The organism is Pseudomonas sp. 5Vm1k, assembly GCF_056161485.1.
This window is the reverse complement of the sequence record NZ_JBSPCZ010000003.1, coordinates 127,610-149,886: the sequence shown is the minus strand read 5'-3', so window position 1 is coordinate 149,886 and position 22,277 is coordinate 127,610. Positions and strand designations below refer to the sequence as shown.

At 57.7% G+C, this 22,277-nt stretch carries 22 protein-coding genes; 5 read left to right on the top strand and 17 right to left on the bottom strand.

The window, feature by feature from the left end; genetic code table 11:
- Positions 1-190: 190 nt before the first annotated feature.
- Positions 191-1,675: an APC family permease gene (locus ACWIKB_RS07170; RefSeq protein WP_475265970.1), complete on the top strand. Its 1,485-nt coding sequence runs from the start codon at positions 191-193 to the stop codon at positions 1,673-1,675.
- Between the two features lie 81 nt (positions 1,676-1,756).
- Here the strand turns inward: ACWIKB_RS07170 and ACWIKB_RS07165 are convergent, their stop codons facing one another.
- Together ACWIKB_RS07165 and ACWIKB_RS07160 are read right to left on the bottom strand one after the other, a co-directional pair.
- Positions 1,757-2,314, bottom strand: a complete 558-nt coding sequence (locus ACWIKB_RS07165) for a hypothetical protein (protein WP_475265969.1) — start codon at positions 2,312-2,314, stop codon at positions 1,757-1,759.
- 5 nt (positions 2,315-2,319) lie between these two features.
- The gene (locus ACWIKB_RS07160) at positions 2,320-2,901 is read right to left on the bottom strand and encodes a ComF family protein (protein ID WP_475265968.1); all 582 of its coding nucleotides are present in this window, start codon (positions 2,899-2,901) and stop codon (positions 2,320-2,322) included.
- A gap of 331 nt (positions 2,902-3,232) precedes the next feature.
- Here ACWIKB_RS07160 and ACWIKB_RS07155 point away from each other — a divergent pair, with 331 nt between their 5' ends.
- Entirely contained in the window at positions 3,233-3,745 is a 513-nt protein-coding gene (locus ACWIKB_RS07155) for a BRO-N domain-containing protein (RefSeq protein WP_475265967.1), read from the top strand.
- 184 nt (positions 3,746-3,929) lie between these two features.
- Here the strand turns inward: ACWIKB_RS07155 and ACWIKB_RS07150 are convergent, their stop codons facing one another.
- Positions 3,930-4,115, bottom strand: coding sequence for a hypothetical protein (locus tag ACWIKB_RS07150; protein WP_054047310.1), 186 nt, complete (start codon positions 4,113-4,115; stop codon positions 3,930-3,932).
- A gap of 414 nt (positions 4,116-4,529) precedes the next feature.
- On the opposite strand from ACWIKB_RS07150, the gene ACWIKB_RS07145 reads away from it, so the two are divergent.
- Positions 4,530-6,155 (top strand): glucan biosynthesis protein D, encoded by a 1,626-nt coding sequence (locus ACWIKB_RS07145; RefSeq protein WP_475265966.1) that lies wholly within the window; start codon positions 4,530-4,532, stop codon positions 6,153-6,155.
- Between the two features lie 180 nt (positions 6,156-6,335).
- Here ACWIKB_RS07145 and ACWIKB_RS07140 read toward each other — a convergent pair whose 3' ends face one another.
- The 3 genes from ACWIKB_RS07140 to ACWIKB_RS07130 all read right to left on the bottom strand — a co-directional run bounded on the left by ACWIKB_RS07140 (position 6,336) and on the right by ACWIKB_RS07130 (position 10,119).
- On the bottom strand, positions 6,336-7,442 hold the full coding sequence (locus ACWIKB_RS07140) for an NADH:flavin oxidoreductase/NADH oxidase (protein ID WP_475265965.1): 1,107 nt from the start codon (positions 7,440-7,442) through the stop codon (positions 6,336-6,338).
- A 358-nt stretch (positions 7,443-7,800) separates the two neighbouring features.
- Positions 7,801-9,510, bottom strand: coding sequence for a single-stranded-DNA-specific exonuclease RecJ (gene recJ / locus ACWIKB_RS07135; RefSeq protein WP_475265964.1), 1,710 nt, complete (start codon positions 9,508-9,510; stop codon positions 7,801-7,803).
- Between the two features lie 66 nt (positions 9,511-9,576).
- Positions 9,577-10,119: a YaeQ family protein gene (locus ACWIKB_RS07130; RefSeq protein ID WP_010462971.1), complete on the bottom strand. Its 543-nt coding sequence runs from the start codon at positions 10,117-10,119 to the stop codon at positions 9,577-9,579.
- A 146-nt stretch (positions 10,120-10,265) separates the two neighbouring features.
- Between ACWIKB_RS07130 and ACWIKB_RS07125 the strand changes: the two genes are divergently transcribed.
- Together ACWIKB_RS07125 and ACWIKB_RS07120 are read left to right on the top strand one after the other, a co-directional pair.
- Positions 10,266-11,465 carry a CaiB/BaiF CoA transferase family protein gene (locus ACWIKB_RS07125; protein ID WP_475265963.1) on the top strand — a complete coding sequence of 400 codons (1,200 nt, stop codon included), beginning with the start codon at positions 10,266-10,268 and terminating at the stop codon, positions 11,463-11,465.
- Positions 11,446-12,366 carry a TIGR02285 family protein gene (locus ACWIKB_RS07120; RefSeq protein ID WP_475265962.1) on the top strand — a complete coding sequence of 307 codons (921 nt, stop codon included), beginning with the start codon at positions 11,446-11,448 and terminating at the stop codon, positions 12,364-12,366. The genes ACWIKB_RS07125 and ACWIKB_RS07120 overlap by 20 nt, the downstream gene beginning before the upstream one ends.
- Positions 12,367-12,536: 170 nt before the next feature.
- Here ACWIKB_RS07120 and ACWIKB_RS07115 read toward each other — a convergent pair whose 3' ends face one another.
- The 11 genes from ACWIKB_RS07115 to rpsP form a co-directional block, all read right to left on the bottom strand.
- Positions 12,537-12,824 carry a DUF3509 domain-containing protein gene (locus ACWIKB_RS07115; protein WP_475265961.1) on the bottom strand — a complete coding sequence of 96 codons (288 nt, stop codon included), beginning with the start codon at positions 12,822-12,824 and terminating at the stop codon, positions 12,537-12,539.
- Positions 12,825-12,994: 170 nt separating this feature from the next.
- Positions 12,995-13,402, bottom strand: coding sequence for a response regulator (locus ACWIKB_RS07110; protein ID WP_475265960.1), 408 nt, complete (start codon positions 13,400-13,402; stop codon positions 12,995-12,997).
- A 47-nt stretch (positions 13,403-13,449) separates the two neighbouring features.
- Positions 13,450-14,892, bottom strand: coding sequence for a transporter substrate-binding domain-containing protein (locus tag ACWIKB_RS07105; RefSeq protein ID WP_475266321.1), 1,443 nt, complete (start codon positions 14,890-14,892; stop codon positions 13,450-13,452).
- 120 nt (positions 14,893-15,012) lie between these two features.
- A complete protein-coding gene (gene thrC / locus ACWIKB_RS07100) occupies positions 15,013-16,422 on the bottom strand; it encodes a threonine synthase (RefSeq protein WP_123507917.1) in 1,410 nt (469 codons plus the stop codon).
- A gap of 66 nt (positions 16,423-16,488) precedes the next feature.
- A complete protein-coding gene (locus tag ACWIKB_RS07095) occupies positions 16,489-17,793 on the bottom strand; it encodes a homoserine dehydrogenase (RefSeq protein WP_133837176.1) in 1,305 nt (434 codons plus the stop codon).
- A 131-nt stretch (positions 17,794-17,924) separates the two neighbouring features.
- Entirely contained in the window at positions 17,925-18,656 is a 732-nt protein-coding gene (gene dsbC, locus ACWIKB_RS07090; RefSeq protein WP_475265959.1) for a bifunctional protein-disulfide isomerase/oxidoreductase DsbC, read from the bottom strand.
- A 324-nt stretch (positions 18,657-18,980) separates the two neighbouring features.
- The gene (xerD, locus tag ACWIKB_RS07085) at positions 18,981-19,877 is read right to left on the bottom strand and encodes a site-specific tyrosine recombinase XerD (protein ID WP_213939839.1); all 897 of its coding nucleotides are present in this window, start codon (positions 19,875-19,877) and stop codon (positions 18,981-18,983) included.
- Positions 19,878-20,149: 272 nt separating this feature from the next.
- Positions 20,150-20,500 carry a 50S ribosomal protein L19 gene (gene rplS, locus ACWIKB_RS07080; protein WP_055103485.1) on the bottom strand — a complete coding sequence of 117 codons (351 nt, stop codon included), beginning with the start codon at positions 20,498-20,500 and terminating at the stop codon, positions 20,150-20,152.
- A 45-nt stretch (positions 20,501-20,545) separates the two neighbouring features.
- Positions 20,546-21,319 (bottom strand): tRNA (guanosine(37)-N1)-methyltransferase TrmD, encoded by a 774-nt coding sequence (gene trmD / locus ACWIKB_RS07075; protein WP_173860472.1) that lies wholly within the window; start codon positions 21,317-21,319, stop codon positions 20,546-20,548.
- Entirely contained in the window at positions 21,301-21,837 is a 537-nt protein-coding gene (rimM, locus tag ACWIKB_RS07070) for a ribosome maturation factor RimM (RefSeq protein ID WP_475265958.1), read from the bottom strand. Before rimM ends, trmD begins: the two co-directional genes overlap by 19 nt.
- Before the next feature lie 5 nt (positions 21,838-21,842).
- Positions 21,843-22,094: a 30S ribosomal protein S16 gene (gene rpsP / locus ACWIKB_RS07065; RefSeq protein ID WP_010463010.1), complete on the bottom strand. Its 252-nt coding sequence runs from the start codon at positions 22,092-22,094 to the stop codon at positions 21,843-21,845.
- Between the last annotated feature and the right edge of the window lie 183 nt (positions 22,095-22,277).

The window sequence follows — 22,277 nt, the reverse complement described above, 5'->3', positions numbered from 1 at the left end:
CATTCCCCTGTAGGAGCGAGGCTTGCCCGCGAAGGCCTCACCGCAACATCAAGGAAGAAACCGGCACCTGCACCACCAGGCTCAACCCCAGACAAACCAAAACAATAACCACCGACCCGGGCAGCGCCGCCAAGGCCCCGCCACGGTTTCGGACATCCGAAATCTGCCGATTTTCCGGAGCTGACAGACCATGAGTGCATTACCCGAACTCTCCCCCGCCGTTGCCGACAGCGATGCCGAGCAACTGCGCAAGCTGGGCTACACCTCGAACTTCAACCGCAGCATGAGCCTGTGGGAAAACTTCGCCCTGGGCTTCACCTATCTCTCGCCAGTCGTAGGGGTTTATACCCTGTTCGGCCTGTGCCTCGCCGCGGGCGGGCCACCGATGTTCTGGGCCTACTTGCTGGTCGGTTGCGGCCAGTTACTGGTGTGCCTGATCTTCGGCGAAGTGGTTTCGCAATTCCCGATCTCCGGCGGCGTCTACCCGTGGGCGCGCCGTTTGGTCGGCAAAAAATGGGCGTGGATGGTTGGCTGGATCTACTCCATCGCCCTGTGCGTGACCATCGCCGCCGTTGCCGTCGGCGCCGGTCCGTACCTCGCCGCGATGATGGGTTTTGAACCGAGCAACAACACCAACATCGTCATCGCGCTGTTCCTGACGTTGTTCGCCACATTGGTCAACCTCAGCGGCACCAAAGTGCTGGCGCGGATCGCCATGTTCGGCTTCCTTTGCGAACTGATCGGCGCAGTGATCGTCGGCGTCTACTTGCTGATCTTCGAACGTCATCAACCGATCAGCGTGTTGTTCAACACCTTCGACATCCGCATCGACGGCTCGTACCTGCCGGCCTTCCTCACCGCCTCGCTGGCCGGGATGTTCCTGTACTACGGCTTCGAAGCCTGCGGCGACGTCGCCGAAGAAACCCCGAACCCGAGTAAACAAATCCCGATTGCCATGCGCATGACCATCTACATCGGCGGCATCTCGGCGATGTTCGCCTGCCTGGCACTGATCCTCGCCGTGCCCGACATGCAAGCCGTGATCAACGGCACCGACAAAGACCCGGTCACCACCATCCTCAACAACGCCTTCGGCCCGGTGGGTTCGAAAGTGGTGATGGGCGTGGTGATGATTTCCTTCATCTCCTGCGTCATCAGCCTACAAGCGGCGGCGAGTCGTCTGCTGTACTCCTACGCTCGGGACGAAATGGTCATCGGCAGCACACTGCTGAAGAAGATTTCTCCTACAACCCAAGTGCCGGTTGCGGCGCTGTTTGTGTCGGGTGTCCTGCCGGCATTGATCATCGCGCTTGGTTTCTTCCTGCAAGATGCCGTGGCGACCATTGTCAGCTTCGCGGCCATCGGGATTTACCTGGCATTCCAGATGATCGTCCTCGCGGCGCTGTATGCACGGATGAAAGGCTGGAAACCGAGCGGCAAATTCACCCTCGGTGCATGGGGTTTACCGGTGAACATCGGTGCGCTGGTTTATGGCGTCGGTGCGATCATCAACATGGCCTGGCCGCGTACGCCGGATGCGGCTTGGTACATCAATTATGCGATGGTGCTGAGCACGGCGATTGTGATTGGCTTGGGGTTGATCTACATGTTGATTGCCAAGCCGTACGACCACGGGACTGCGCCTGCGGGGGATGCTTGGAAGGTTAGTCGGTAAGGCTGATATCGAAATACTCCCCTTTCTCACGCAGCCAGGGAAAGGGGAGTTAACTACGCCGATGGATTGAAGATAAAACTATCAAAGCAACAGTTCTGCTTGATCGTGTTTCAGCAAAGAAATGCGATCAAAAAGCTTGATTTTCTCATCTGCTTTTCGTTTAGCGTCATCCGACATGAAGGCAACAAGTTCCTCAAGCTGACTCACATTCCCAACCACCTTGAAGGCTTTTTCCTTATTAACAAAAACGAGCGACTTTTTCTTTCGGGACAACAGCTCAATTACGTTACTCAGTGTTCCGGTACTTTTTGCGTCCCATATCATCAAGCCGTAATCCGCAGCCTCGGCCATCACTACATCCTTCGCCGTAAAAAATGCTCGCGATCCCTTGGAGTGTTTGGTTTCCACTGTCTTAGCCGGCCATTCCCCAAGATTGTTCCGAGGCGTCACGCCACTGCAATAAATTGTAGTTTTGGATCGAGCCAGGCTCAGTAGATATTCTTGAATAGATGTATCGGCTCCGCCTGCATCGCCAACCACAACATCAAACTCTGAATCAACGATATTATTGATACGCTCTTTAACCTTTGGATCAAGGTGCTTGATATTAATAGAGCCAGCAATAAATACAGTTGTCATCTATCTTATTTCCAAGTTAATGCCGCGACGTAGATTTTTCCAACTTTTGAATATTGACGTAAAACCGCACAGGCGGCATCCATTGACGCGCCACTGTCAAACAAATCATCAACAACCAAAACATTCCAACAGCCGGCATTGGTAATTTCATCATTCACACTGAAGCTAGCGCCAATAGCAGCAACCTTTTGCTCCTTGGAATGCAGATCTTTAAGCGACTGTCGCGTAGCAGCCTTTCGGAGTAAATCCGAGAAAACAGGCTTTCCGATTATTCGTCCTAACTCGACGGCAACCTCGGTAACGGGTTGTCTAGCCCGGACATTCGAGGCAGGCATAGGCACTACGAATCCTACCTGAGCAAGCTTAGGTAAAACATTCGTCGCTACAGCTTGAGCAAGAGGGCTCACCTGACTCCAATCCTTCTGGTATTTGAGCTGGTAGGTCGCTTGTCCGACCTCTGTACGGAGATTATCGAAGCGTGGGTTTCCGTGCTCATCATCCCCTAGAAAGGTACTACTTATCATGTGCTTGTCCAGCACCCATCCTTGGTCCCAAGGGCCACGTATCTGTTTTAGGGATACTTTCAAGGCATTCTCCATTGTTAAGCCTGTCCGTTAAGCACCGAAATTTCCTTGGCGCTTTTTGACAATAGCAATGAAAAACAGAGATTCCAGTCGAACGCCGCGTGGCGCTGACGCTGACGCAAAAACAGGAAATTCCTACAGACCGAGCCTTCCAGTAAAAGCACCAATTCCTACAACACACGGCGCCAGAGCAGACTTGGCACCTCGTCCACCTACACGATAGGCTCACCTCGTCGTTGCAAAACAGCGGCCCGGGGTCGAAACCGGAACACTTCAACATGGCACAACCGCGCTCCTTTGAGTGGCGGCTCCCTTTTCAGCTCGGAGTCGAAAAATGCCTGATAACAAATTAAATCAGCCTGAAATCCGTCCTCATTTCACCCCCACAATCTTCACCCGCCACAACCGCTTCCTCCACGCACTCATGCAAGACAACCAAGCCTGGTTCTGCGTCCACGATCTCGGTCGCCTGATGGGCCGTCCAATGGACGAACGCCTCACCCTGAAACTCGACCCCGATCAGCGCCGAAACGTCTGGCTGCTGAAAAGCGGCAACACCGTCGAATCCCTGATGGTCAGCGAATCAGGTATGTACGCCCTTCTCGTCCACCACTTCATCCCGGAAAACCGAAACCTGCGCCAATGGCTGAGCAACGAAGTCATCCCCATGCTGCGTAATTCAGACGCGGCATCTGTGGATAACATTCCAAGCCTGAGTTCGTTGCAATGGGCCGGCATCTCGGTGCCGCTGCTGCACTGGCAGCATCAGGCCTGGATCAAATGGCGGGATATGCCTGATCTGATGCAGGTACAGCGACCATTCAAGATCATGGGTACTTGCAGTTAAGGGCCAGCTAAATGCAAAACCTGTGGGAGCGGGCTTGCTCGCGAATGCGGTGGGTCAATCACTATCTATGTCGACTGACACACCCTCTTCGCGAGCAAGCCCGCTCCCACAGGGATTCTGGTGTGTCTGGATAAATGAAAAAGGGGCAGACTTTGCAGCCCGCCCCTGTTGTACCCACCTCCGTTCAAAACCGCGAAACACTCCTCATCGCATCCACCAGATACCTCATCGCAATCCGATCACTCTCGGACAACTCCCGATACCGCTCCACCAATTTCATCTCCTCCGAATTGAGTCGACGCCTGCGCCTTACATTCGACAGAAATGGAAATATCCCTAACAGTTCGGTGATGCCTTGTACTTTCGACATGGACGATGTCCTTTTAATACGTCAAAGAAAACTTCAGAAAACCGCATCGCCCCACTTCTTTCAGCAGTTGCCTCTGTGCCTGCTGAACCCACCGGCCTGAAGGGCCGAAACCGGTCATGCCCATAGAATAGGAATTAAATCGGCGCTGAAAAGTGGTTTTTAGAGTAATTAGTCGAAAAAAGCAGAAATGCCCTATAAATCAGAAAGTACTGTGGGAAACGTGCCCCGACATGTCTTGTTTCATTGCTGCAACATCGTCGTGCTATCAATCATTTTTTCTCCGGGACCGAACGGTTTAAGCTATTTGGCATCTGTTTAGAGTCCGTTGCGTTTGGCCGAAGGCATGTCCGAACCTCCATTTTTGATCCAGCAGTGCCAGGAACGGCGCGGGATTGTTCACGACAGGTTGTACTTATGCACCGCAGGAATTTGCTCAAAGCGTCCATGGCTATCGCTGCCTACACCGGTTTATCGGCCACCGGCCTGCTGGCCTCTCGCGCCTGGGCCGGGAATGGCGCGGCGGATGGCGACGCGCAGGCGTTCGACTTCGAAGCGCTGAAGATTCAGGCCAAGCAGCTCGCCGGCAATCGTTATCAAGACACCAAGCAGGTGCTGCCGCCGACGCTGGCGACCATGACGCCGCAGAACTTCAATGCGATCCAGTACGACGGCAAGCATTCGCTGTGGAATGACCTGAACGGTCAGCTGGACGTGCAGTTTTTCCACGTCGGCATGGGCTTCAAGCAGCCTGTGCGCATGTTCAGCGTCGATCCCAAGACGCGTCAGGCGCGGGAAGTGCATTTCCGTCCGTCGCTGTTCAACTACGAAAAAACCACGGTCGACACCAAGCAATTGGGCGCCGACCTGGGCTTTTCCGGATTCAAGTTGTTCAAAGCTCCGGAGCTGGACAAGCACGACGTGCTGTCCTTCCTCGGCGCCAGCTATTTCCGTGCGGTGGATGCTTCTGGCCAATATGGCCTGTCGGCTCGCGGTCTGGCGATCGATACCTACGCCAAAAAGCGTGAGGAATTCCCGGACTTCACCAAGTTCTGGTTCGAGACGCCGGACAAGGACAGCACCCGTTTCGTGGTCTACGCCCTGCTCGATTCGCCGAGCGCCACTGGTGCTTACCGTTTCGACATCGATTGCCAGGCCAGTCAGGTGGTCATGGGCATCGACGCGCACATCAATGCGCGCACCGCCATCGAGCAACTGGGCATCTCGCCGATGACCAGCATGTTCAGTTGCGGCACCCACGAGCGGCGCATGTGCGACACCATTCACCCGCAAATCCACGACTCCGATCGGCTGGCCATGTGGCGCGGTAACGGCGAGTGGATCTGCCGTCCGCTGAACAACCCGGCGACCCTGCAATTCAACGCCTTCGCTGACACCGACCCGAAAGGTTTCGGCCTGGTGCAGACCGATCACGAGTTCGACAGCTATCAAGACACCGTCGACTGGTACAGCAAGCGCCCGAGCCTGTGGGTAGAACCGACAACCGCGTGGGGCGAAGGCTCTATCGACTTGCTGGAAATTCCTACCACCGGCGAAACCCTGGATAACATCGTCGCGTTCTGGACGCCGAAGAAACCAGTGGCTGCCGGTGACTCCCTGAACTACGGCTACAAGCTGTACTGGAGCGCATTGCCGCCGGTCAGCACGCCGCTGGCGCGGGTCAACGCGACCCGTTCGGGCATGGGTGGGTTTATCGAAGGTTGGGCGCCGGGCGAGCATTACCCGGAAGTCTGGGCCCGTCGCTTTGCCGTGGACTTCACCGGTGGTGGCCTGGATCGGTTGCCGGAAGGTGCGGCGATCGAGCCCGTGGTTACTTGCTCGAATGGCGAGGTGAAGGACTTCAACGTGCTGGTGCTGGATGACATCAAGGGTTATCGGATCACATTTGACTGGTTCCCGACCAATGACAGCGTTGCGCCGGTGGAGCTACGGTTGTTTATTCGCACCAATGACCGGACGTTGAGTGAAACCTGGCTGTACCAGTACTTCCCGCCGGCGCCGGAGAAGCGTAAGTACACCTGAGGGTAAGGTCGTCTGGGCGGGCCTCTTCGCGGGCAAGCCTCGCTCCTACAGAGATTGCATTGCCACCTGTAGGAGCGAGGCTTGCCCGCGAAGAGGACGGGACAGGCAACAAACATCCCGGCCCGGATATACAAAAGCCCCGATCAATCCGATCGGGGCTTTTTGTTTTTACAGCACTATTCAGTCCCGCAAATCCGACTCATGAATCGGCTGATCGCGATGCGTTGCCCGCTGATACTGCGCCGGCCACACCGCTTTGCGCCCACCCAGGTCATCATCGGCATGCAGCGGCCAGTATGGATCGCGCAACAACTCCCGAGCCAGGAAGATGATGTCCGCCTGACAGGTCCGCAGGATGTGCTCAGCCTGCGCCGGCTCGGTAATCATGCCCACGGTGCCCGTGGCAATGCCTGACTCCTTACGCACGCGCTCAGCGAAGCGGGTTTGATAACCCGGGCCTGTAGGAATTTCCGCGTTGGCCGCCGTACCGCCCGACGAGACATCGATCAAATCCACGCCCAGGTCCTTGAGGCGTCGTGCCAGCTCCACGGTTTCATCCGGGTTCCAGCCGTCTTCCACCCAATCGGTGGCCGATACCCGCACAAACAGCGGCAACTCTTCAGGCCAGACCGCGCGCACCGCTTCGGTGACTTGCAGCACCAGCCGAATGCGATTCTCGAACGAGCCGCCATATTGGTCGCGGCGCTGATTGCTCAGAGGCGACAGAAACTGGTGCAACAGATAACCGTGGGCGGCGTGGATCTCGACCACTTTGAAACCGGCGGTCAATGCGCGTTTGGCCGCATCGACGAAGGCCTGGATGACTTCAGCGATTTGCCCGTCATCGAGCTGTTTAGGCGGCGTGTGCTGTGGATCGAAGGCAATCGGCGATGGCCCGACCGGGGTCCAGCCGCCGTCGTCGGGTTTGAGGCTACCGTGCTTGCCGATCCACGGCCGATGGGTGCTGGCCTTGCGCCCGGCGTGGGCCAGTTGAATACCGGCGACGGCGCCTTGGGCGGCAATAAAACGGGTGATGCGTTGCAGCGGTTCGATCTGTTCGTCATTCCACAGGCCGAGGTCTTCAGCGGTGATGCGGCCATCGGCAGTGACCGCCGTGGCTTCGGTAAAAATCAGACCGGCCCCGCCGACCGCGCGGCTGCCAAGGTGGACCAGGTGCCAGTCATTGGCCAGGCCATCGACGCTGGAGTACTGGCACATTGGCGATACGGCAATGCGGTTGAGCAGGGTCAATTGGCGAAGGGTATAGGGTTCAAGCAGCAGACTCATGGGGCACCTCTCGAATCAGTGGGCAGGCTCCAGGGTTCTGTTTGAAAAGTCGACGAGTGACAGGAAAAGGTGCAGCACCCGCCCCCGCGGGCAAAAAATTCGACAAGACGTCACAAGGCCAATCAAGCAGTGCTTAGAGCCTAGTCGACAACGGGGGATGAAGGAGGGTTCAAGAAATGAAAGGTCGCCATTTTGGAGGCCAACGCGAACCTGTGGCGAGGGGGCTTGCCCCCGTTGAGTGGCGAAGCCACCCCGAAATCGATCGCCACCATCCACTAGATAGACCACCATTACAGGGTTTACGACTGCTGCGCAGCCGAACGGGGGCAAGCCCCCTCGCCACAAAAGCATCCACCCGCTATCGAGGTTCGATATGGGCAATCATCAACTGCACCGTCTCATTCCCGCGAAACTCGTTGAGATCAAGTTTGTAGGCCAATTCCACCCATTTGATCGTTGGATTCGGCCAGATATCGCGGTCGATACCAAAAGCGATGCCATCCAGCTTCACCGAACCACATTCACTTTTCAGCACCACTTTAAGGTGCCGCTCGCCGACCACCCGCTGCTCGACCAACTGGAACACGCCATGGAACAACGGCTCCGGGAAGTGCTGTCCCCATGGGCCGGCGTGACGCAGGGCGCGGGCCAGTTCCAAGTGGAATTCCTCAACGGCCAGCGTACCGTCCGACAGCAGGCGCCCGGTCAGGTCTTCCTCGCGCAATTGCCTACGCACTTCAGCGTCAAAAGCTTCGGCGAACAACGGAAAATTCGCTTCCGGCAAGGTCAAGCCGGCCGCCATCGCGTGTCCACCGTACTTGCTGATCAGGTTCGGATGCTGCGCCGCCACCACGCTCAAGGCATCGCGAATGTGAAAGCCCTGGACCGACCGCCCCGAGCCCTTGAGCAAGCCATCGCCGGCGTCGGCAAAGGCAATCGTCGGACGGAAATAGCGCTCTTTCATCCGCGAGGCGAGGATGCCGATGACGCCCTGGTGCCATTCGGGATCGAACAGACACAAGCCGAACGGCATCGATTCCACCGGCAAATCCTTGAGCTGGGCCAGCGCTTCACGCTGCATGCCCTGCTCGATGGATTTGCGGTCCTGGTTCATGCCGTCGAGCTGGGTCGCCATTTCACGGGCAAGCCCGGCGTCTTCGGTAAGCAGGCATTCGATGCCCAGGCTCATGTCATCCAACCGTCCTGCCGCATTCAAACGCGGGCCGACAATAAACCCTAGATCGGTAGAGGTGATGCGCGCCGGCTCACGCTTGGCGACTTCGAGAATCGCCTTGATCCCCGGCCGGGCGCGACCGGCGCGAATCCGTTCCAGGCCTTGGTGCACCAGGATCCGGTTATTGGCATCCAGCGGCACCACGTCGGCGACGCTGCCCAGTGCTACCAAATCCAGTAATTCACCGATGTTCGGCTGCGGCTTGCTCTCGTACCAGCCGAGGCTGCGCAGGCGTGCGCGCAGTGCCATCAGCACATAAAAAATCACCCCGACGCCGGCCAGCGCCTTGCTCGGAAAGTCGCAACCAGGCTGGTTCGGATTGACGATGGCATCAGCCAGCGGCAGTTCATCGCCGGGCAAGTGGTGATCGGTAACCAGCACGTTGAGCCCGGCCTTTTTCGCCGCCGCCACGCCTTCGACGCTGGAAATGCCGTTGTCCACGGTGATCAGCAGTTGCGGGGTGCGGGTCAGCGCCACTTCGACGATTTCCGGGGTCAGGCCGTAGCCATACTCGAAACGGTTCGGCACCAGATAATCGACATGCGCCGCGCCTAGCAGGCGCAAACCAAGCACGCCGACGGTACTGGCGGTGGCGCCATCGGCATCAAAGTCGCCAACGATCAGAATCCGCTGACGCTGTTCCAGGGCCGTTACCAGCAGATCCACCGCCGCGTCGATGCCCTTGAGCTGCTGAAACGGAATCAGCCGCGCCAGGCTCTTGTCCAGTTCAGCCTCGCTCTGCACGCCCCGCGCCGCGTACAGGCGGGTCAGCAGCGGTGGCAGATCACCGAGGAATGGCAGGGTGTCGGGCAACAGGCGAGGTTCGATGCGCATGGGGTGACAGGTGCTTCTCTTGAATACGTAGGATAAAACCGGATGAAACGTGACAACGGCGAAAAATCAGCCGCGTTCGCCGCTCAACCACTGCAACTGGACTTCATGCTGACCACGGTCGTCGGTGACGAAAATCGTCCCTTCGCTGATCATTACGTCCCACTTGATAACGCGGGGCATGTCTTTGGCCAGGGTTTCCAGGATGTCCTGCGGCACGGCAGCGATGTGCACGTTTTTCAGGTTCTTGATCGCCGGGATCACTTTGGTTTCCCAGACGCGCAGGCTGCCGTAGGCCAGCAGGCTGGTGCGCTCGGTGCGACGCGAGCACCAAGTCAAACGATCGGCGTCTGGTTGGCCGACTTCGATCCAGTGCAGGACGCGGTCATCCAGGCTCTTTTCCCACAGGGCCGGTTCATCCACGTCTGACAGACCACGACCAAAAGACAGCTGCTCGTTGTACCAGAAGGCGTAGGCCAGCAGCCGCACGGTCATGCGCTCTTCGGTTTCCGAAGGGTGACGGGCGATGGTCTGCTTCACGCTCTCGTACACACTGCGGTCGAGGTCGGTAAGGTTCAGTTCAAACTTGTAGGTCGTGGACGGCTGGGCCATGAACGGGCTTCTTGATACGAGGAAAGGCGGCAAGTCTAACCGATGCAGTAGGCAATCAACGAATTGACGACCATCAACTTTGGGCGACTGACACGCGGCTATGTTAAAACGCTCTATCACTCGCCCTTTGTCCTACAGGATCGCGCATGCCATTCACCGGAAAACCGCTCTCAGGTCTGAAAGTCATCGAATTGGGTACGTTGATTGCCGGGCCGTTTGCCTCGCGTATTTGCGGCGAGTTCGGCGCTGAAGTGATCAAGATCGAATCCCCGGACGGCGGTGATCCGTTGCGAAAATGGCGCAAGTTGTATGAAGGCACCTCGCTGTGGTGGTTCGTCCAGGCACGCAACAAGAAGTCCCTGACCTTGAACCTCAAGCACCCCGATGGCCTGGCGATTCTGAAAAAACTGCTCAGCGAAGCGGACATCCTGATCGAGAACTTTCGCCCCGGCGTGTTGGAAAAGCTCGGTTTGGGGTGGGACGTTTTACACGCCCTCAACCCGAAACTGGTGATGGTGCGGCTCTCGGGTTTTGGCCAGACCGGACCGATGAAAGATCAACCAGGGTTTGGCGCGGTCGGTGAATCCATGGGCGGTCTTCGCTATATCACCGGGTTCGAGGATCGACCGCCGGTGCGCACCGGGATTTCCATCGGCGACTCAATTGCCGCGCTCTGGGGCGTGATCGGCGCGCTGATGGCCCTGCGTCACCGCGAAGTGAACGGTGGCCTGGGTCAGGTGGTGGACGTGGCGCTGTATGAGGCGATCTTTGCCATGATGGAAAGCATGGTGCCGGAGTTCGACGTGTTCGGCTTTATCCGCGAACGCACCGGCAACATCATGCCCGGCATCACACCCTCCTCCATCCACACCAGTGCTGACGGCAAGCACGTGCAGATTGGCGCCAATGGCGATGCAATCTTCAAGCGGTTCATGTTGATTATTGGTCGGGAAGATATGGCCAACGACCCGGTGCTCGCCAGCAATGATGGACGCGACAGCCGTCGCGACGAGATTTACGGGGTGATTGATCGCTGGGTCAATTCGCTGCCGCTCGATCGCGTCATCGAGCTGTTGAACCAGGCCGATGTCCCGGCCAGCCGGATCTTCAGCGCCGAAGACATGTTCAGCGATCCGCAGTACCTGGCCCGGGAAATGTTCCTGCACGCCAAGCTGCCCGATGGCAAAGACTTCAAGATGCCGGGGATCGTGCCGAAACTCTCTGAGACACCCGGCACTTCCGAATGGGTCGGACCGCAGCTGGGTGAACACAATGCGCAGGTACTCCACGATCTTGGCTACGACAAGGGACAGATCGCAAAGCTGCGTGAAGACGGGGCCATCTAAGCTGAAGCGCCTGCTTTCAGTCTTCATCCAACGCACCAGCGGCCGGTATGCGCTGGTGCTGTTATTGCTCGGATCGAGTTCACCGGCCTGGGCACATCCGAAAGAAACGCTGATCTGGCTGCTGCGCGATTTACCACCCGTGACGATCTTCGAAGGCCCGCAAAAAGGCCAGGGGGTCGTCGATCAACTGATGCCGCTGTTGATCGCCGGTATGCCGCAATACGATCACACGCGGATGCGGGTCAATCGTGCCCGGGGCATGCAGATGCTTCGCGAGGAATCCTTCACCTGCGATCCCTCGCTGATCTGGAGCAAGGAGCGGGAACAGTGGATCGCGTTTTCCATCCCGGTGTTCCGGGCCGTGAGCAATGGCCTTGCTGTGCGCCAGGAAGATCGACCGGAGCTGGAACCGTTCCTGGTGGACGGTGAAGTCGATCTGGCGGCACTGCTGGCCAATGGCAGCAAAAAGCTCGGTGCCGTGGCCGAGCGCAGTTACGGTCAGTTCCTCGACGCTCAGTTGAAGCGGGCGGCGGCCAGTACCCTGACACTCCATTATGGAAACGACGCACTTGGCAGTCTGTTGCAGATGCAGCGCCTGGGGCGTTTGCTCGGGGTATTGGGCTACTGGCCGGAAATCCGCTACCTGGCCCAACAAGAACATATTGCTGACACCGAGTTGGTGTTTTATCCGGTCAAGGGCACGGGCAAGTACATTTCCACATACATCGGTTGCTCGAATACACCCCAGGGTCGGCAGGCCATCAGCGAGATCAATCAACTGCTACGCACCCTGCCCCACGAGCGACTGGCCCATGCCTACGCCGACTGGCTCGACCCGGAACGGCGCAGCGATTACCTGGAAGCAGCCAAGGCCTTTTTCGAACATCAGGACGGGCAGTGACAAATTTCGGGCAAAAAGAAACCCCGAGAAGTGGGGAGACGACTCGGGGTTAAACGTGGCCTACATAAAGACCAGTAGCAGCAAGCTACAAGCACCGGAGCACAATGCTTGATCCTGCTGATACATGGTCTGACGACCTTCACGCAGGAAGGTTCCCACATAAAGGCAATTCAATTTCGATTGGCCAGGATCTTGTCCTGGGCAGCATTGCGCAACGCCGCGATCACACAGGGCTCCAGACGACCTTCGGCAATCAACACATCGCGGTGCAAACCGTCGACGACATCTGTCAGTTGCCGCTTATCGGTCAACTGCGCCTGATTGAACGCGCGTTCCACCACAATCGCGCCGGCCGAACTTTTCAAGGTCACCAGGCATTCGCCATGGACGCCCGATGGCGTCAACGTAACCTGATACGGGCTCAGAGCTTCACCGAGCAATAGACTGATACTTTCCATCTCGCGATCACCACTCAATAGTCCGAAAACAAAGTGCCTGGGAGGGCGTGTCTACAGTTAATGACCCTTGGCCCGAGAAGAAAGTTCTGAATACCGCATGGCAGCGGTACCTGCGTCTCCGGGGAAATTGAGCATGCGCCGCAAAGATGACAAGGAAAAAACAGCGTGTTTCAAGCCCTGGCTTGAAGCATCGACTCCAGTAGATAGACATCCAGCAACCTGCGCATCAACACCGCGGAAACAGGTGTATGCAGGTGCCCGAGGAGTTTGACGTCACTGTCGGCCAGCATTGCTTTCACGTCCGACATGACGCTGGATAGCACGTTGCCAAGCAAAATCAGCGCATGGGCCTCGCGCTGTTCCGCCAGATGCCGCACCAATGCCAACCCGTCGCCGCCCTTGAGCTGCGGATCGCAGAACGCGATATCGACTGGGCCCCTGTGCCCCAGGGAACACAGCGCCGAAGACATCGACGGTGCCGTGAGCACGTCATAGACACCAATGGCGTTGAGCATCTGGTGCAACGCCATCATCTGGAAGGGATTGTGTTCAAGAATCAGGATTTTGAGCGTGCGCATAAGCGACCTCTGGAACGACACACGCGGACTCTCACCGCAGTTGTCGATCACTCTAGGGGAGCATCCTTCAGCATCCCATCGGAAAAGTAGCCACATCTCATAGGACAATTCCGAAACTCACTGGGGACAGCAGCACTCCCTTCACTCCTCCGCCGGTCGATATCGGTCCATCCGCCCAGCAACCCGCGCACCTGCCCATCAGCTCCGTAAAAGGGCACCGTCCACTGGTAGATGTCTCTTACACCATTGTTGAACTTCAACTGGCGCTTGGCGAATCGGGGCTTGCGGGTTTCGAGCTGGAGGATGAACTCGGCGTGCAACAGCTCGGCAGTCTCCCTGGGCAAGACATCGACTTCGATCAGTTGCCGTCCCTGAACCTGATCGAAACGGGTCGACAGGCCTTCCTCATAGCTTTTGTTGCACATGATCAAACGGCCTTCCAGATCACGCACAAACAGGGGGTCGGGCATGGCATCAATCAGTGCATGCTGAAAGGCGAGTTGATCGTTGAGGTCTTTTTCGACGCCCAGACGCTGCTCGATCAGCGCCGCGAGCCGTCGGTTCCAGAGCAAGGACAGCAGGCCGAAGACACTGACCACAAACATGCCCCAGCAACCCCATTGGGTGATCCGCTGCCAAAAGGTCAGCGCGGGCCTTGGGGCGATACCATCCAGCCATTTCAGGCGCAGGGCCCGCAACTCGGCCGGGGGGAAGGCTTCAAGTGCCTTGTTGAGGATGTTCAACAATTGCGGCTGCCCTTTGCGTACAGCCAAATGGTCGGCTTCCCACGAGCCTTCCACCGTATGGCCTATCTTCAATTGCCCGGTCGGATAGAGCTGCGCCCCGGTTTCGTTCTCGATAGTGGCGTCGGCCTCGCCACTTTCGACCAATGCGCGGGCTTCAGCATAGGTCTTGACCGAACGCAGTTCGATGGCCGGGTGGTCACGCCGAATGGTTTCCTCCATGGCGTGCCTGGCCGGTAACACCAGAATCTTTTCCGACAGTTGTTCCAGGGACTGTAGAAGCGGGGCCCCGGCCCGCCCAACCAACACCCAGGCAGAGCCGCCAAAGGCATGACTGAAATCCAGAAATCTCTTGCGCTCATCATTAAGCGCCAGCGTCGTGGTCATGTCCGCTGCACCGCTTTCCAGGCGTCGGAGTAAATGCTCGGTGGAAAATGTCTCTTCATGGGCGAACTGCAGCCCCGTCATCACACTGATGCGGTGAAGCACATCGATGTTCAACCCACTCCATTGGCCATGCTCGTCCTTGAATTGGTAAAGCGGGTACTGCTTTGATGCAACGATGACTTGCCGGTGGGCGCGAATCCATTGCCGCTCTTCAGCATCCAGCCCAATGGCGTTGACGCTTACCGGTGTCGTAGCCTCATAAGCCACCAATTGTGCTGCCCGTGTGCACTGCCCCGAGCCCATTGCGCCCAGCAATAAAACCCAGCACATGACTGGTTTCAACGCTCTAAAAAACAACATTGCCACTTCCTTCGTGATCAACTCGCCCGTCCTTCAGGGGCGAAAACGCGACAAGTGTGGCACGCAGAAACAAGAAAGCCCGTCAGGAGACGGGCTTCAAAATGTGACAGTTTTTAGGGCTTACAGAGGCTTGCCGCGGTTGCCATGCTGACTGACAAAGGCCTGCACGGCTTTCAGGTCATTCGGCAACACGGTGCAGCGCTCTTCTCGTTCAAACAAATCAGAAAGATGTGCAGGTAGTTCGAGAGCTTTTCCTACACCGGCTTTTTCCACGGCGTCCGGGAATTTGACCGGATGGGCCGTGCCGAGGATCACCATCGGGATATCCAGGCTGCGACGGCATTCCCGTGCGGCCTTGACGCCGATGGCGGTGTGCGGGTCCAGCACTTCACCGGTCTGCTCGAAGACTTCGGCAATGGTTTCGCAGGTTTGTGCGTCATCCACGGCCAGGGAATCGAACAGCTTGCGGGCTTCGGTCCAGCGCTCTTGCTCGACGCTAAAACCACCGCCCTGCTTGAAGTTGTCCATCAGGCCGGCGATCGCTGCGCCATTGCGACCGTGCAGATCGAACAGCAGGCGCTCGAAGTTCGACGACACCATGATGTCCATGGACGGCGACAGCGTGGCGTGCAGGGTTTCCTTGACGTACTGATTGCCGCTCATGAAGCGGTGCAGGATGTCATTGCGGTTGGTGGCGACGATCAACTGGTTGATCGGCAGGCCCATATTGCGCGCCAGGTAACCGGCGAAGATGTCGCCGAAGTTGCCGGTCGGCACCGAGAACGACACCGAACGCGCCGGGCCACCCAGTTGCAGCGCTGCGTGGAAGTAGTAAACGATCTGGGCCATGATCCGCGCCCAGTTGATCGAGTTCACCGCCACAAGACGCGTGCCCTTGAGGAAGCTTTGGTCGGCGAAGCTGTTCTTGACCATTTCCTGGCAGTCATCGAAGTTGCCTTCGATGGCGATGTTGTGGATGTTCTCACCGAAAATGGTGGTCATCTGACGACGCTGCACTTCGGACACGCGGTTGTGCGGGTGCAGGATGAAGATGTCGACGTTTTCGCAGTGCTTGCAGCCTTCGATGGCGGCCGAACCGGTATCACCGGAGGTGGCGCCAACGATCACCACGCGCTCGCCGCGTTTTTCCAGCGTGTAGTCGAGCAGGCGGCCGAGCAGTTGCAGGGCGAAGTCCTTGAACGCCAGCGTCGGGCCGTGGAACAGCTCCAACACCCATTCGTTACCGTTCAACTGACGCAACGGCGCCACGGCGTTGTGGGAAAACACACCGTAGGTTTCTTCAAGAATCTTTTTGAAATCGGCATCAGGGATGCTGCCGGCGACGAACGGGCGCATCACCCGGAAGGCCAGCTCGTGATACGGCAGGCCGGCCCAGGAAGCGATTTCTTCCTGAGTGAAACGTGGCAGGCATTCCGGCACATACAGGCCGCCGTCCGTGGCCAGACCGGCCAGCAGGACGTCTTCGAAATTCAGGGCCGGTGCCTGGCCGCGGGTACTGATATAACGCATGACTGGCTCCAATAGACAGTGTTCGCAAACCCGGGCCCGCAGGCGAGCCCGGTGAACGATAACGGCTTAGTTCAGGTGCTCGACACGGATCCGTACAACCGGACCGACGACGCCTGCCAAGGCTTCCAGGGCGGTGATCGCGTCGTTCATGTGCTGCTCCAGCACTCGGTGGGTCAGCAGGATCATCGGCACCAGGCCGTCGTGTTCCTCGACTTCCTTCTGCATGATCGATTCGATGTTGATGCCGCGCTCCGACAGGATGCTCGCCACTTGGGCCAGTACGCCTGGATGGTCCTTGGCCTGAATCCGCAGGTAGTACGCACTTTCGCAGGCTTCGATCGGCAGGATCGGATGGGCCGACAGCGAATCCGGCTGGAAGGCCAGGTGCGGTACGCGGTTTTCCGGGTCCGAGGTCATGGCGCGAACCACGTCCACCAGGTCGGCGATAACCGACGAAGCGGTCGGCTCCATGCCAGCGCCAGCGCCGTAGAACAAGGTCGAACCGGCAGCGTCACCGTTGACCATCACCGCGTTCATCACGCCGTTGACGTTGGCGATCAGACGATCGGCCGGGATCAGCGTCGGGTGCACGCGCAACTCGATACCGGCGGCAGTGCTGCGCGCCACGCCGAGGTGTTTGATGCGATAGCCCAGAGCTTCGGCGTAGTTCACGTCAGCGGTGGTCAGCTTGGTGATGCCTTCGGTGTAAGCCTTGTCGAATTGCAGCGGGATGCCGAACGCGATGGACGCCAGGATCGTCAGCTTGTGAGCAGCGTCGATGCCTTCAACGTCGAAGGTCGGATCGGCTTCGGCGTAACCCAGGGCTTGCGCCTCGGCGAGTACGTCCTCGAAGGTGCGACCCTTCTCACGCATTTCGGTGAGGATGAAGTTGCCGGTGCCATTGATGATGCCGGCGACCCAGTTGATACGGTTGGCAGACAAGCCTTCACGGATCGCCTTGATCACCGGAATGCCACCGGCCACGGCCGCTTCGAACGCAACGATCACGCCCTTCTCGCGAGCCTTGGCGAAAATCTCATTACCGTGAACGGCGATCAGTGCCTTGTTCGCGGTGACCACATGCTTGCCATTCTCGATGGCCTTGAGTACCAGCTCGCGGGCAACGGTGTAGCCGCCCACCAGCTCTATAACGATGTCGATCTCAGGGTTCGTGGCCACTTCGAACACATCGTTGGTAATCGCAATACCGGTCGTCTGGAACTGAGGCTTTGGCGTGCGCGTGGCAATTTGTGCCACTTCGATTCCACGCCCGGCACGACGAGCAATTTCCTCGGCGTTGCGCTGAAGTACGTTGAAGGTACCGCCACCGACGGTCCCTAACCCACAGATGCCTACTTTGACCGGTTTCACTGTGAACTCCCCATAAAACGGCCGACGCAAGGTCGGCCGTGAAAACAACCGCATGCTCGCGGTTCTCTATTAATGGTCTGGCGAGTTACCGCCAGACCATGATCGTCAAAGGCTGACCGTGACGATGCGAATTATTTCGCGCCCAGCGCCAGTTTGGCGACTTGTGGCGCAGGCTGGTAGCCCGGAATGACCTGGCCGTCGGCCAAAACGATGGCCGGCGTGCCGTTCACGCCAATCGACTGACCGAGGGCGAACTGCTTGGAAACCGGGTTATCGCACTTGGCGGCCTTGATTTCCTTGCCATCGACCATTTTGTCCATCGCGGCTTTCTTGTCCTTGGAGCACCAGACTGCCTGCAGCTGTTCGTCACCCGGCGAGCCCAGGCCCTGACGCGGGAACGCTACATAACGCACTTCGATGCCACGCTTGTTCAGCTCAGGCACTTCGGCGTGCAACTTGTGGCAATACGGGCAGGTGGTGTCGGTGAACACGGTGATGTGCGATTTGGTTTCGCCAATGGCCGGGTAGACCACGGTTTCTGCAACCGGAATTTCGTTGACCAGTTTGGAAATACCCAGGCGTTCGGTCTTCTCGGTCAGGTTGACCGGTTTGCCGTCCTTGAGCTGGAACATGTAGCCCTGAACCACGTACTGGCCGTCGGCGCTGGCGTAGAGCACGCGGCTGCCCTTGAGCTTGACTTCGTACAGGCCGGCCAGCGGGCTTGCACTGATGGTTTCGATCGGGGTTTCAAGCTGGAGGCTTTCCAGGCTTTTACGAATGGCTTTGTCGGCCGCGTCATCGGCGACGGCAAAGGTGCTGACCAACGCAATGGCTGCGGCGGCGAAAATCTGGGTCAGACGCATGAGAACTCCTGAAGGCGGACAAATGGGACGGTCAGAACGCCCGTGCCGAAACACCGGGTCATAATCGCCCATCGTGCAAACCGGCAAAGCCTACCACATAAGGCTGGCGTGGCCGAATGCGGGTGATGCAAGAGAAAACACGATGCACGATTGGCAATACTCATTGTGGCGAGGGGGTTCACCCCCGTTCGGCTGCGCAGCAGTCGCAAACCGATACTCCCGGTGTCATTAGTTAAACCGAGTAACAATTTTTGGGGCTGCTTCGCAACCCAACGGGGGTAAACCCCCTCGCCACAGGTCAGCATTTCAATTTCAGGAATTATGTCAGCCGCGCGGGTGATGTTTGGCGTGCAGGTCTTGCAAGCGGGCACGGGCGACGTGGGTGTAGATCTGGGTGGTCGACAGGTCGCTGTGGCCGAGCAGCATTTGCACCACCCGCAGGTCGGCGCCGTGGTTGAGCAGGTGCGTGGCGAAGGCGTGGCGCAGGGTGTGCGGCGACAGCGACTTGGCGATCCCGGCAACCTTCGCCTGGTGTTTGATGCGGTGCCAGAAGGTCTGACGGGTCATTTGTTCACCACGCTGGCTGGGGAACATGACATCGCTGGGTCGCCCACCGAGCAGTTCGCCGCGACCATCACGCAGGTAGCGTTCGACCCAGACAATCGCCTCCTCGCCCATCGGCACCAGCCGCTCCTTACTGCCCTTGCCCATTACACGCAGCACGCCCTGACGCAGGTTGACCTGCTCCAGGGTCAGGCTGATCAGCTCGGTGACACGCAAACCGCAGGCATAAAGCACTTCAAGCATGGCGCGGTCACGTTGACCGATGGCTTCGCTCAGATCCGGGGCGTTTAACAGAGCTTCCACATCCGCCTCCGACAAGGATTTCGGCAACGGCCTACCCAGTTGCGGCATATCGACGCGCAAAGTCGGATCGACGGCGATCAGCTTTTCCCGCAATAGATAGCGATAAAAGCCACGCACGCCGGAGAGAAACCGTGCAGTGGAACGAGGTTTGTAGTTTTGCTCCAGGCGCCAGGCCAAGTGATCGAGGATCAACTCGCGGCCAGCATTGATCAGCTCCAGGTTTTTTTCCTGCAACCAGCCGTTGAACAGCGCGAGGTCACTGCGGTAGGCATCGCGGGTGTTATCGGAGAGGCCCTTTTCCAGCCACAGCGCGTCGAGGAATTGGTCTATCAGGGGATGGTCGATGGCGGGCATATAGGCTCAGGTCACTGGAAAACTGATGGCAAGTCTTTCATAGCCTGCTGAGGCTTTATAGAGCCTGATGTGAACGCGGTGTTTGGAAGACCGATTCGCGGGCAAGCCTCGCTCCTACAGGACTGTAGGAGCGAGCGGTGCGGCGACCCGACTTGCCCGCGAACGCCGCTACTCGGTCCCGGACCATGCACACATACCCCGGCAGCACCCATAAATCGCAGGCAACAAAAAAGCAGCCCTCAGGCTGCTTTTTTTGCATCGAAAAACTGTACTTAAGACAGTTTTTCCTTGATGCGAGCTGCTTTACCGGACAGGTCACGCAGGTAGTACAGCTTGGCTTTACGTACGTCACCGCGACGTTTAACGGCCATGCTGTCGATTTGCGGGCTGTAGGTCTGGAAAGTACGCTCTACGCCAACACCGTTGGAGATTTTACGAACGGTGAAAGCACTGTTTACGCCGCGGTTACGCTTGGCGATAACAACACCTTCGAACGCTTGCAGACGCGAACGGTCGCCTTCCTTCACTTTCACCTGAACGACAATAGTGTCGCCCGGGGCAAAGGTAGGGATCTCTTTGGTCATCTGCTCTGCTTCGAGTGCAAGGATGATTTTGTTAGTCATGCTGTGCTCCTAAGGTAAATCGTCGGATTTACCATCGATACGTTGTTAACTATCGTCCCGCTCGCGGATGTATTCCTCGAGCAGCTTCTTCTCTTCTCCAGAAAGCGAGCGGCTTTCCAGAAGATCGGCGCGTCGTTCAAAGGTCCTACCAAGGGACTGCTGTAAACGCCAACGCCGGATATGCGCGTGATTGCCACTAAGCAACACGTCGGGAACACGCTGATCCGCATACACCTCCGGTCGGGTGTAGTGCGGGCAATCCAGCAGACCGTCCGTAAAGGAATCTTCCTCGGCGGAGTCCGCATGCCCTAAAGCTCCAGGCAGCAGTCGTGTAACCGCATCGATCAGGACCATCGCCGGCAGCTCGCCGCCAGACAGTACATAGTCGCCAATCGACCACTCTTCATCGACGTGAGCATCAATAAAACGCTCGTCAATGCCTTCATAGCGGCCGGCAATCAGGATCAATGCATCCAGATTCGCCAACTCGCGGACCGCCGACTGAGTCAGCTGACGGCCTTGGGGGGACAGGTAAATTACCTTCGCCGCCTCCCCGGCTGCTGCCTTGGCCTGAACCAGAGCATCTTCCAGGGGCTTGATCTTCATCACCATGCCCGGACCACCGCCAAATGGGCGATCGTCCACAGTGTGATGTCGATCCGTCGTGTAGTCTCGCGGATTCCAACAGGTGAGCTGCAACAGCCCCTGTTTCACCGCACGACTGGTGATGCCGTACTCGCTGATGGCGGAGAACATCTCGGGAAACAAACTGATCACTTCTACGCGCAAGTTAGCCACGCTTAGAAGTCCGCATCCCATTCCACCTTCATCTCGCCTGCGGCAAGGTCGACTACCAACACGCATTGCTCCGTATAGGGCAACAGGCGTTCGCGATCGTCCAGGCTGCCAGCGCAAGGCTTGACCACCATTACATCATTGGCGCCGGTTTCCAGAAGATGATCGATTTTCCCGAGCAATTGCCCGAGTTGATCAATAACCTTCAGACCTTCCAGCTGGTACCAGTAGTACTCGCCGTCGGTCAATTCAGGGAACAGGTTGCGTGGCACGCAGATCTCATAACCGGCCAGAAGACGCGCTTCTTCACGATCATCGAGACCCTTGAGCTTTGCGACCAGGAACTTGTCGTTCCCGCGTCCGCTGACCAGCTCGACCTGTTTCACATTGCCTTCGCGCTTGAGCGTCCAGGTTTTGTACTGCAACAGGTTTTCAGTCGGATCAGTAAAGGAATAAACCTTCACTTCGCCGCGAACGCCATGAACAGAATAAATCTTGCCGATAACGATCAAATCATCAGCAATGGCAGGCGTCGCGTTCATATTGCTCAGGCCGCAGCCTTAGATGCATCCTTCAACAACTGAGCAACACGCTCAGAAGGTTGTGCACCAACGCTCAGCCAGTAGGCTACGCGCTCTTGGTTCACGGACAGACGAACTTCTTGACCACGAGCAACAGGGTTGAAGAAACCAACCTGTTCCTTGTGCGAACCGTCGCGCGGGTTGCGGCTGTCGGTTACGGTCAAGTGGTAAAACGGGCGCTTTTTGGAGCCGCCAAGGGCAAGACGGATTGTTAGCATGTGAACATCGTTCCTGTAGTCGGTGCTGCAAATCTAAAGGCACAGCGGGCATAGGTGCCCGAAAGGCCGCATATTCTAAGGAATATCCGGACTTTTGCAAATGTCTTTTTCCGGCGGCCTTCCGGTCGCCATCAAGATTTGCTATAGAGCCGTCGTTGAAAACGGCCAGTCAGCTCCCGCCAA

Bases quoted from the DNA above. Each gene is read 5' to 3' on its own strand.
- ACWIKB_RS07130 (WP_010462971.1), bottom strand. From the start codon at position 10,119: ATGGCCCAGCCGTCCACGACCTACAAGTTTGAACTGAACCTTACCGAC.
- rplS (WP_055103485.1), bottom strand. From the start codon at position 20,500: ATGACTAACAAAATCATCCTTGCACTCGAAGCAGAGCAGATGACCAAA.
- rpsP (WP_010463010.1), bottom strand. From the start codon at position 22,094: ATGCTAACAATCCGTCTTGCCCTTGGCGGCTCCAAAAAGCGCCCGTTT.
- ACWIKB_RS07165 (WP_475265969.1), bottom strand. From the start codon at position 2,314: ATGACAACTGTATTTATTGCTGGCTCTATTAATATCAAGCACCTTGAT.
- recJ (WP_475265964.1), bottom strand. From the start codon at position 9,510: ATGCGCATCGAACCTCGCCTGTTGCCCGACACCCTGCCATTCCTCGGT.
- ACWIKB_RS07105 (WP_475266321.1), bottom strand. From the start codon at position 14,892: ATGTTGTTTTTTAGAGCGTTGAAACCAGTCATGTGCTGGGTTTTATTG.
- ACWIKB_RS07155 (WP_475265967.1), top strand. From the start codon at position 3,233: ATGCCTGATAACAAATTAAATCAGCCTGAAATCCGTCCTCATTTCACC.
- thrC (WP_123507917.1), bottom strand. From the start codon at position 16,422: ATGCGTTATATCAGTACCCGCGGCCAGGCACCGGCCCTGAATTTCGAA.
- xerD (WP_213939839.1), bottom strand. From the start codon at position 19,877: ATGCCCGCCATCGACCATCCCCTGATAGACCAATTCCTCGACGCGCTG.
- rimM (WP_475265958.1), bottom strand. From the start codon at position 21,837: ATGAACGCGACGCCTGCCATTGCTGATGATTTGATCGTTATCGGCAAG.
- ACWIKB_RS07110 (WP_475265960.1), bottom strand. From the start codon at position 13,402: ATGCGCACGCTCAAAATCCTGATTCTTGAACACAATCCCTTCCAGATG.
- ACWIKB_RS07170 (WP_475265970.1), top strand. From the start codon at position 191: ATGAGTGCATTACCCGAACTCTCCCCCGCCGTTGCCGACAGCGATGCC.
- ACWIKB_RS07115 (WP_475265961.1), bottom strand. From the start codon at position 12,824: ATGGAAAGTATCAGTCTATTGCTCGGTGAAGCTCTGAGCCCGTATCAG.
- dsbC (WP_475265959.1), bottom strand. From the start codon at position 18,656: ATGCGTCTGACCCAGATTTTCGCCGCCGCAGCCATTGCGTTGGTCAGC.
- trmD (WP_173860472.1), bottom strand. From the start codon at position 21,319: ATGGGATGCGGACTTCTAAGCGTGGCTAACTTGCGCGTAGAAGTGATC.
- ACWIKB_RS07140 (WP_475265965.1), bottom strand. From the start codon at position 7,442: ATGAGTCTGCTGCTTGAACCCTATACCCTTCGCCAATTGACCCTGCTC.
- ACWIKB_RS07125 (WP_475265963.1), top strand. From the start codon at position 10,266: ATGCCATTCACCGGAAAACCGCTCTCAGGTCTGAAAGTCATCGAATTG.
- ACWIKB_RS07145 (WP_475265966.1), top strand. From the start codon at position 4,530: ATGCACCGCAGGAATTTGCTCAAAGCGTCCATGGCTATCGCTGCCTAC.
- ACWIKB_RS07150 (WP_054047310.1), bottom strand. From the start codon at position 4,115: ATGTCGAAAGTACAAGGCATCACCGAACTGTTAGGGATATTTCCATTT.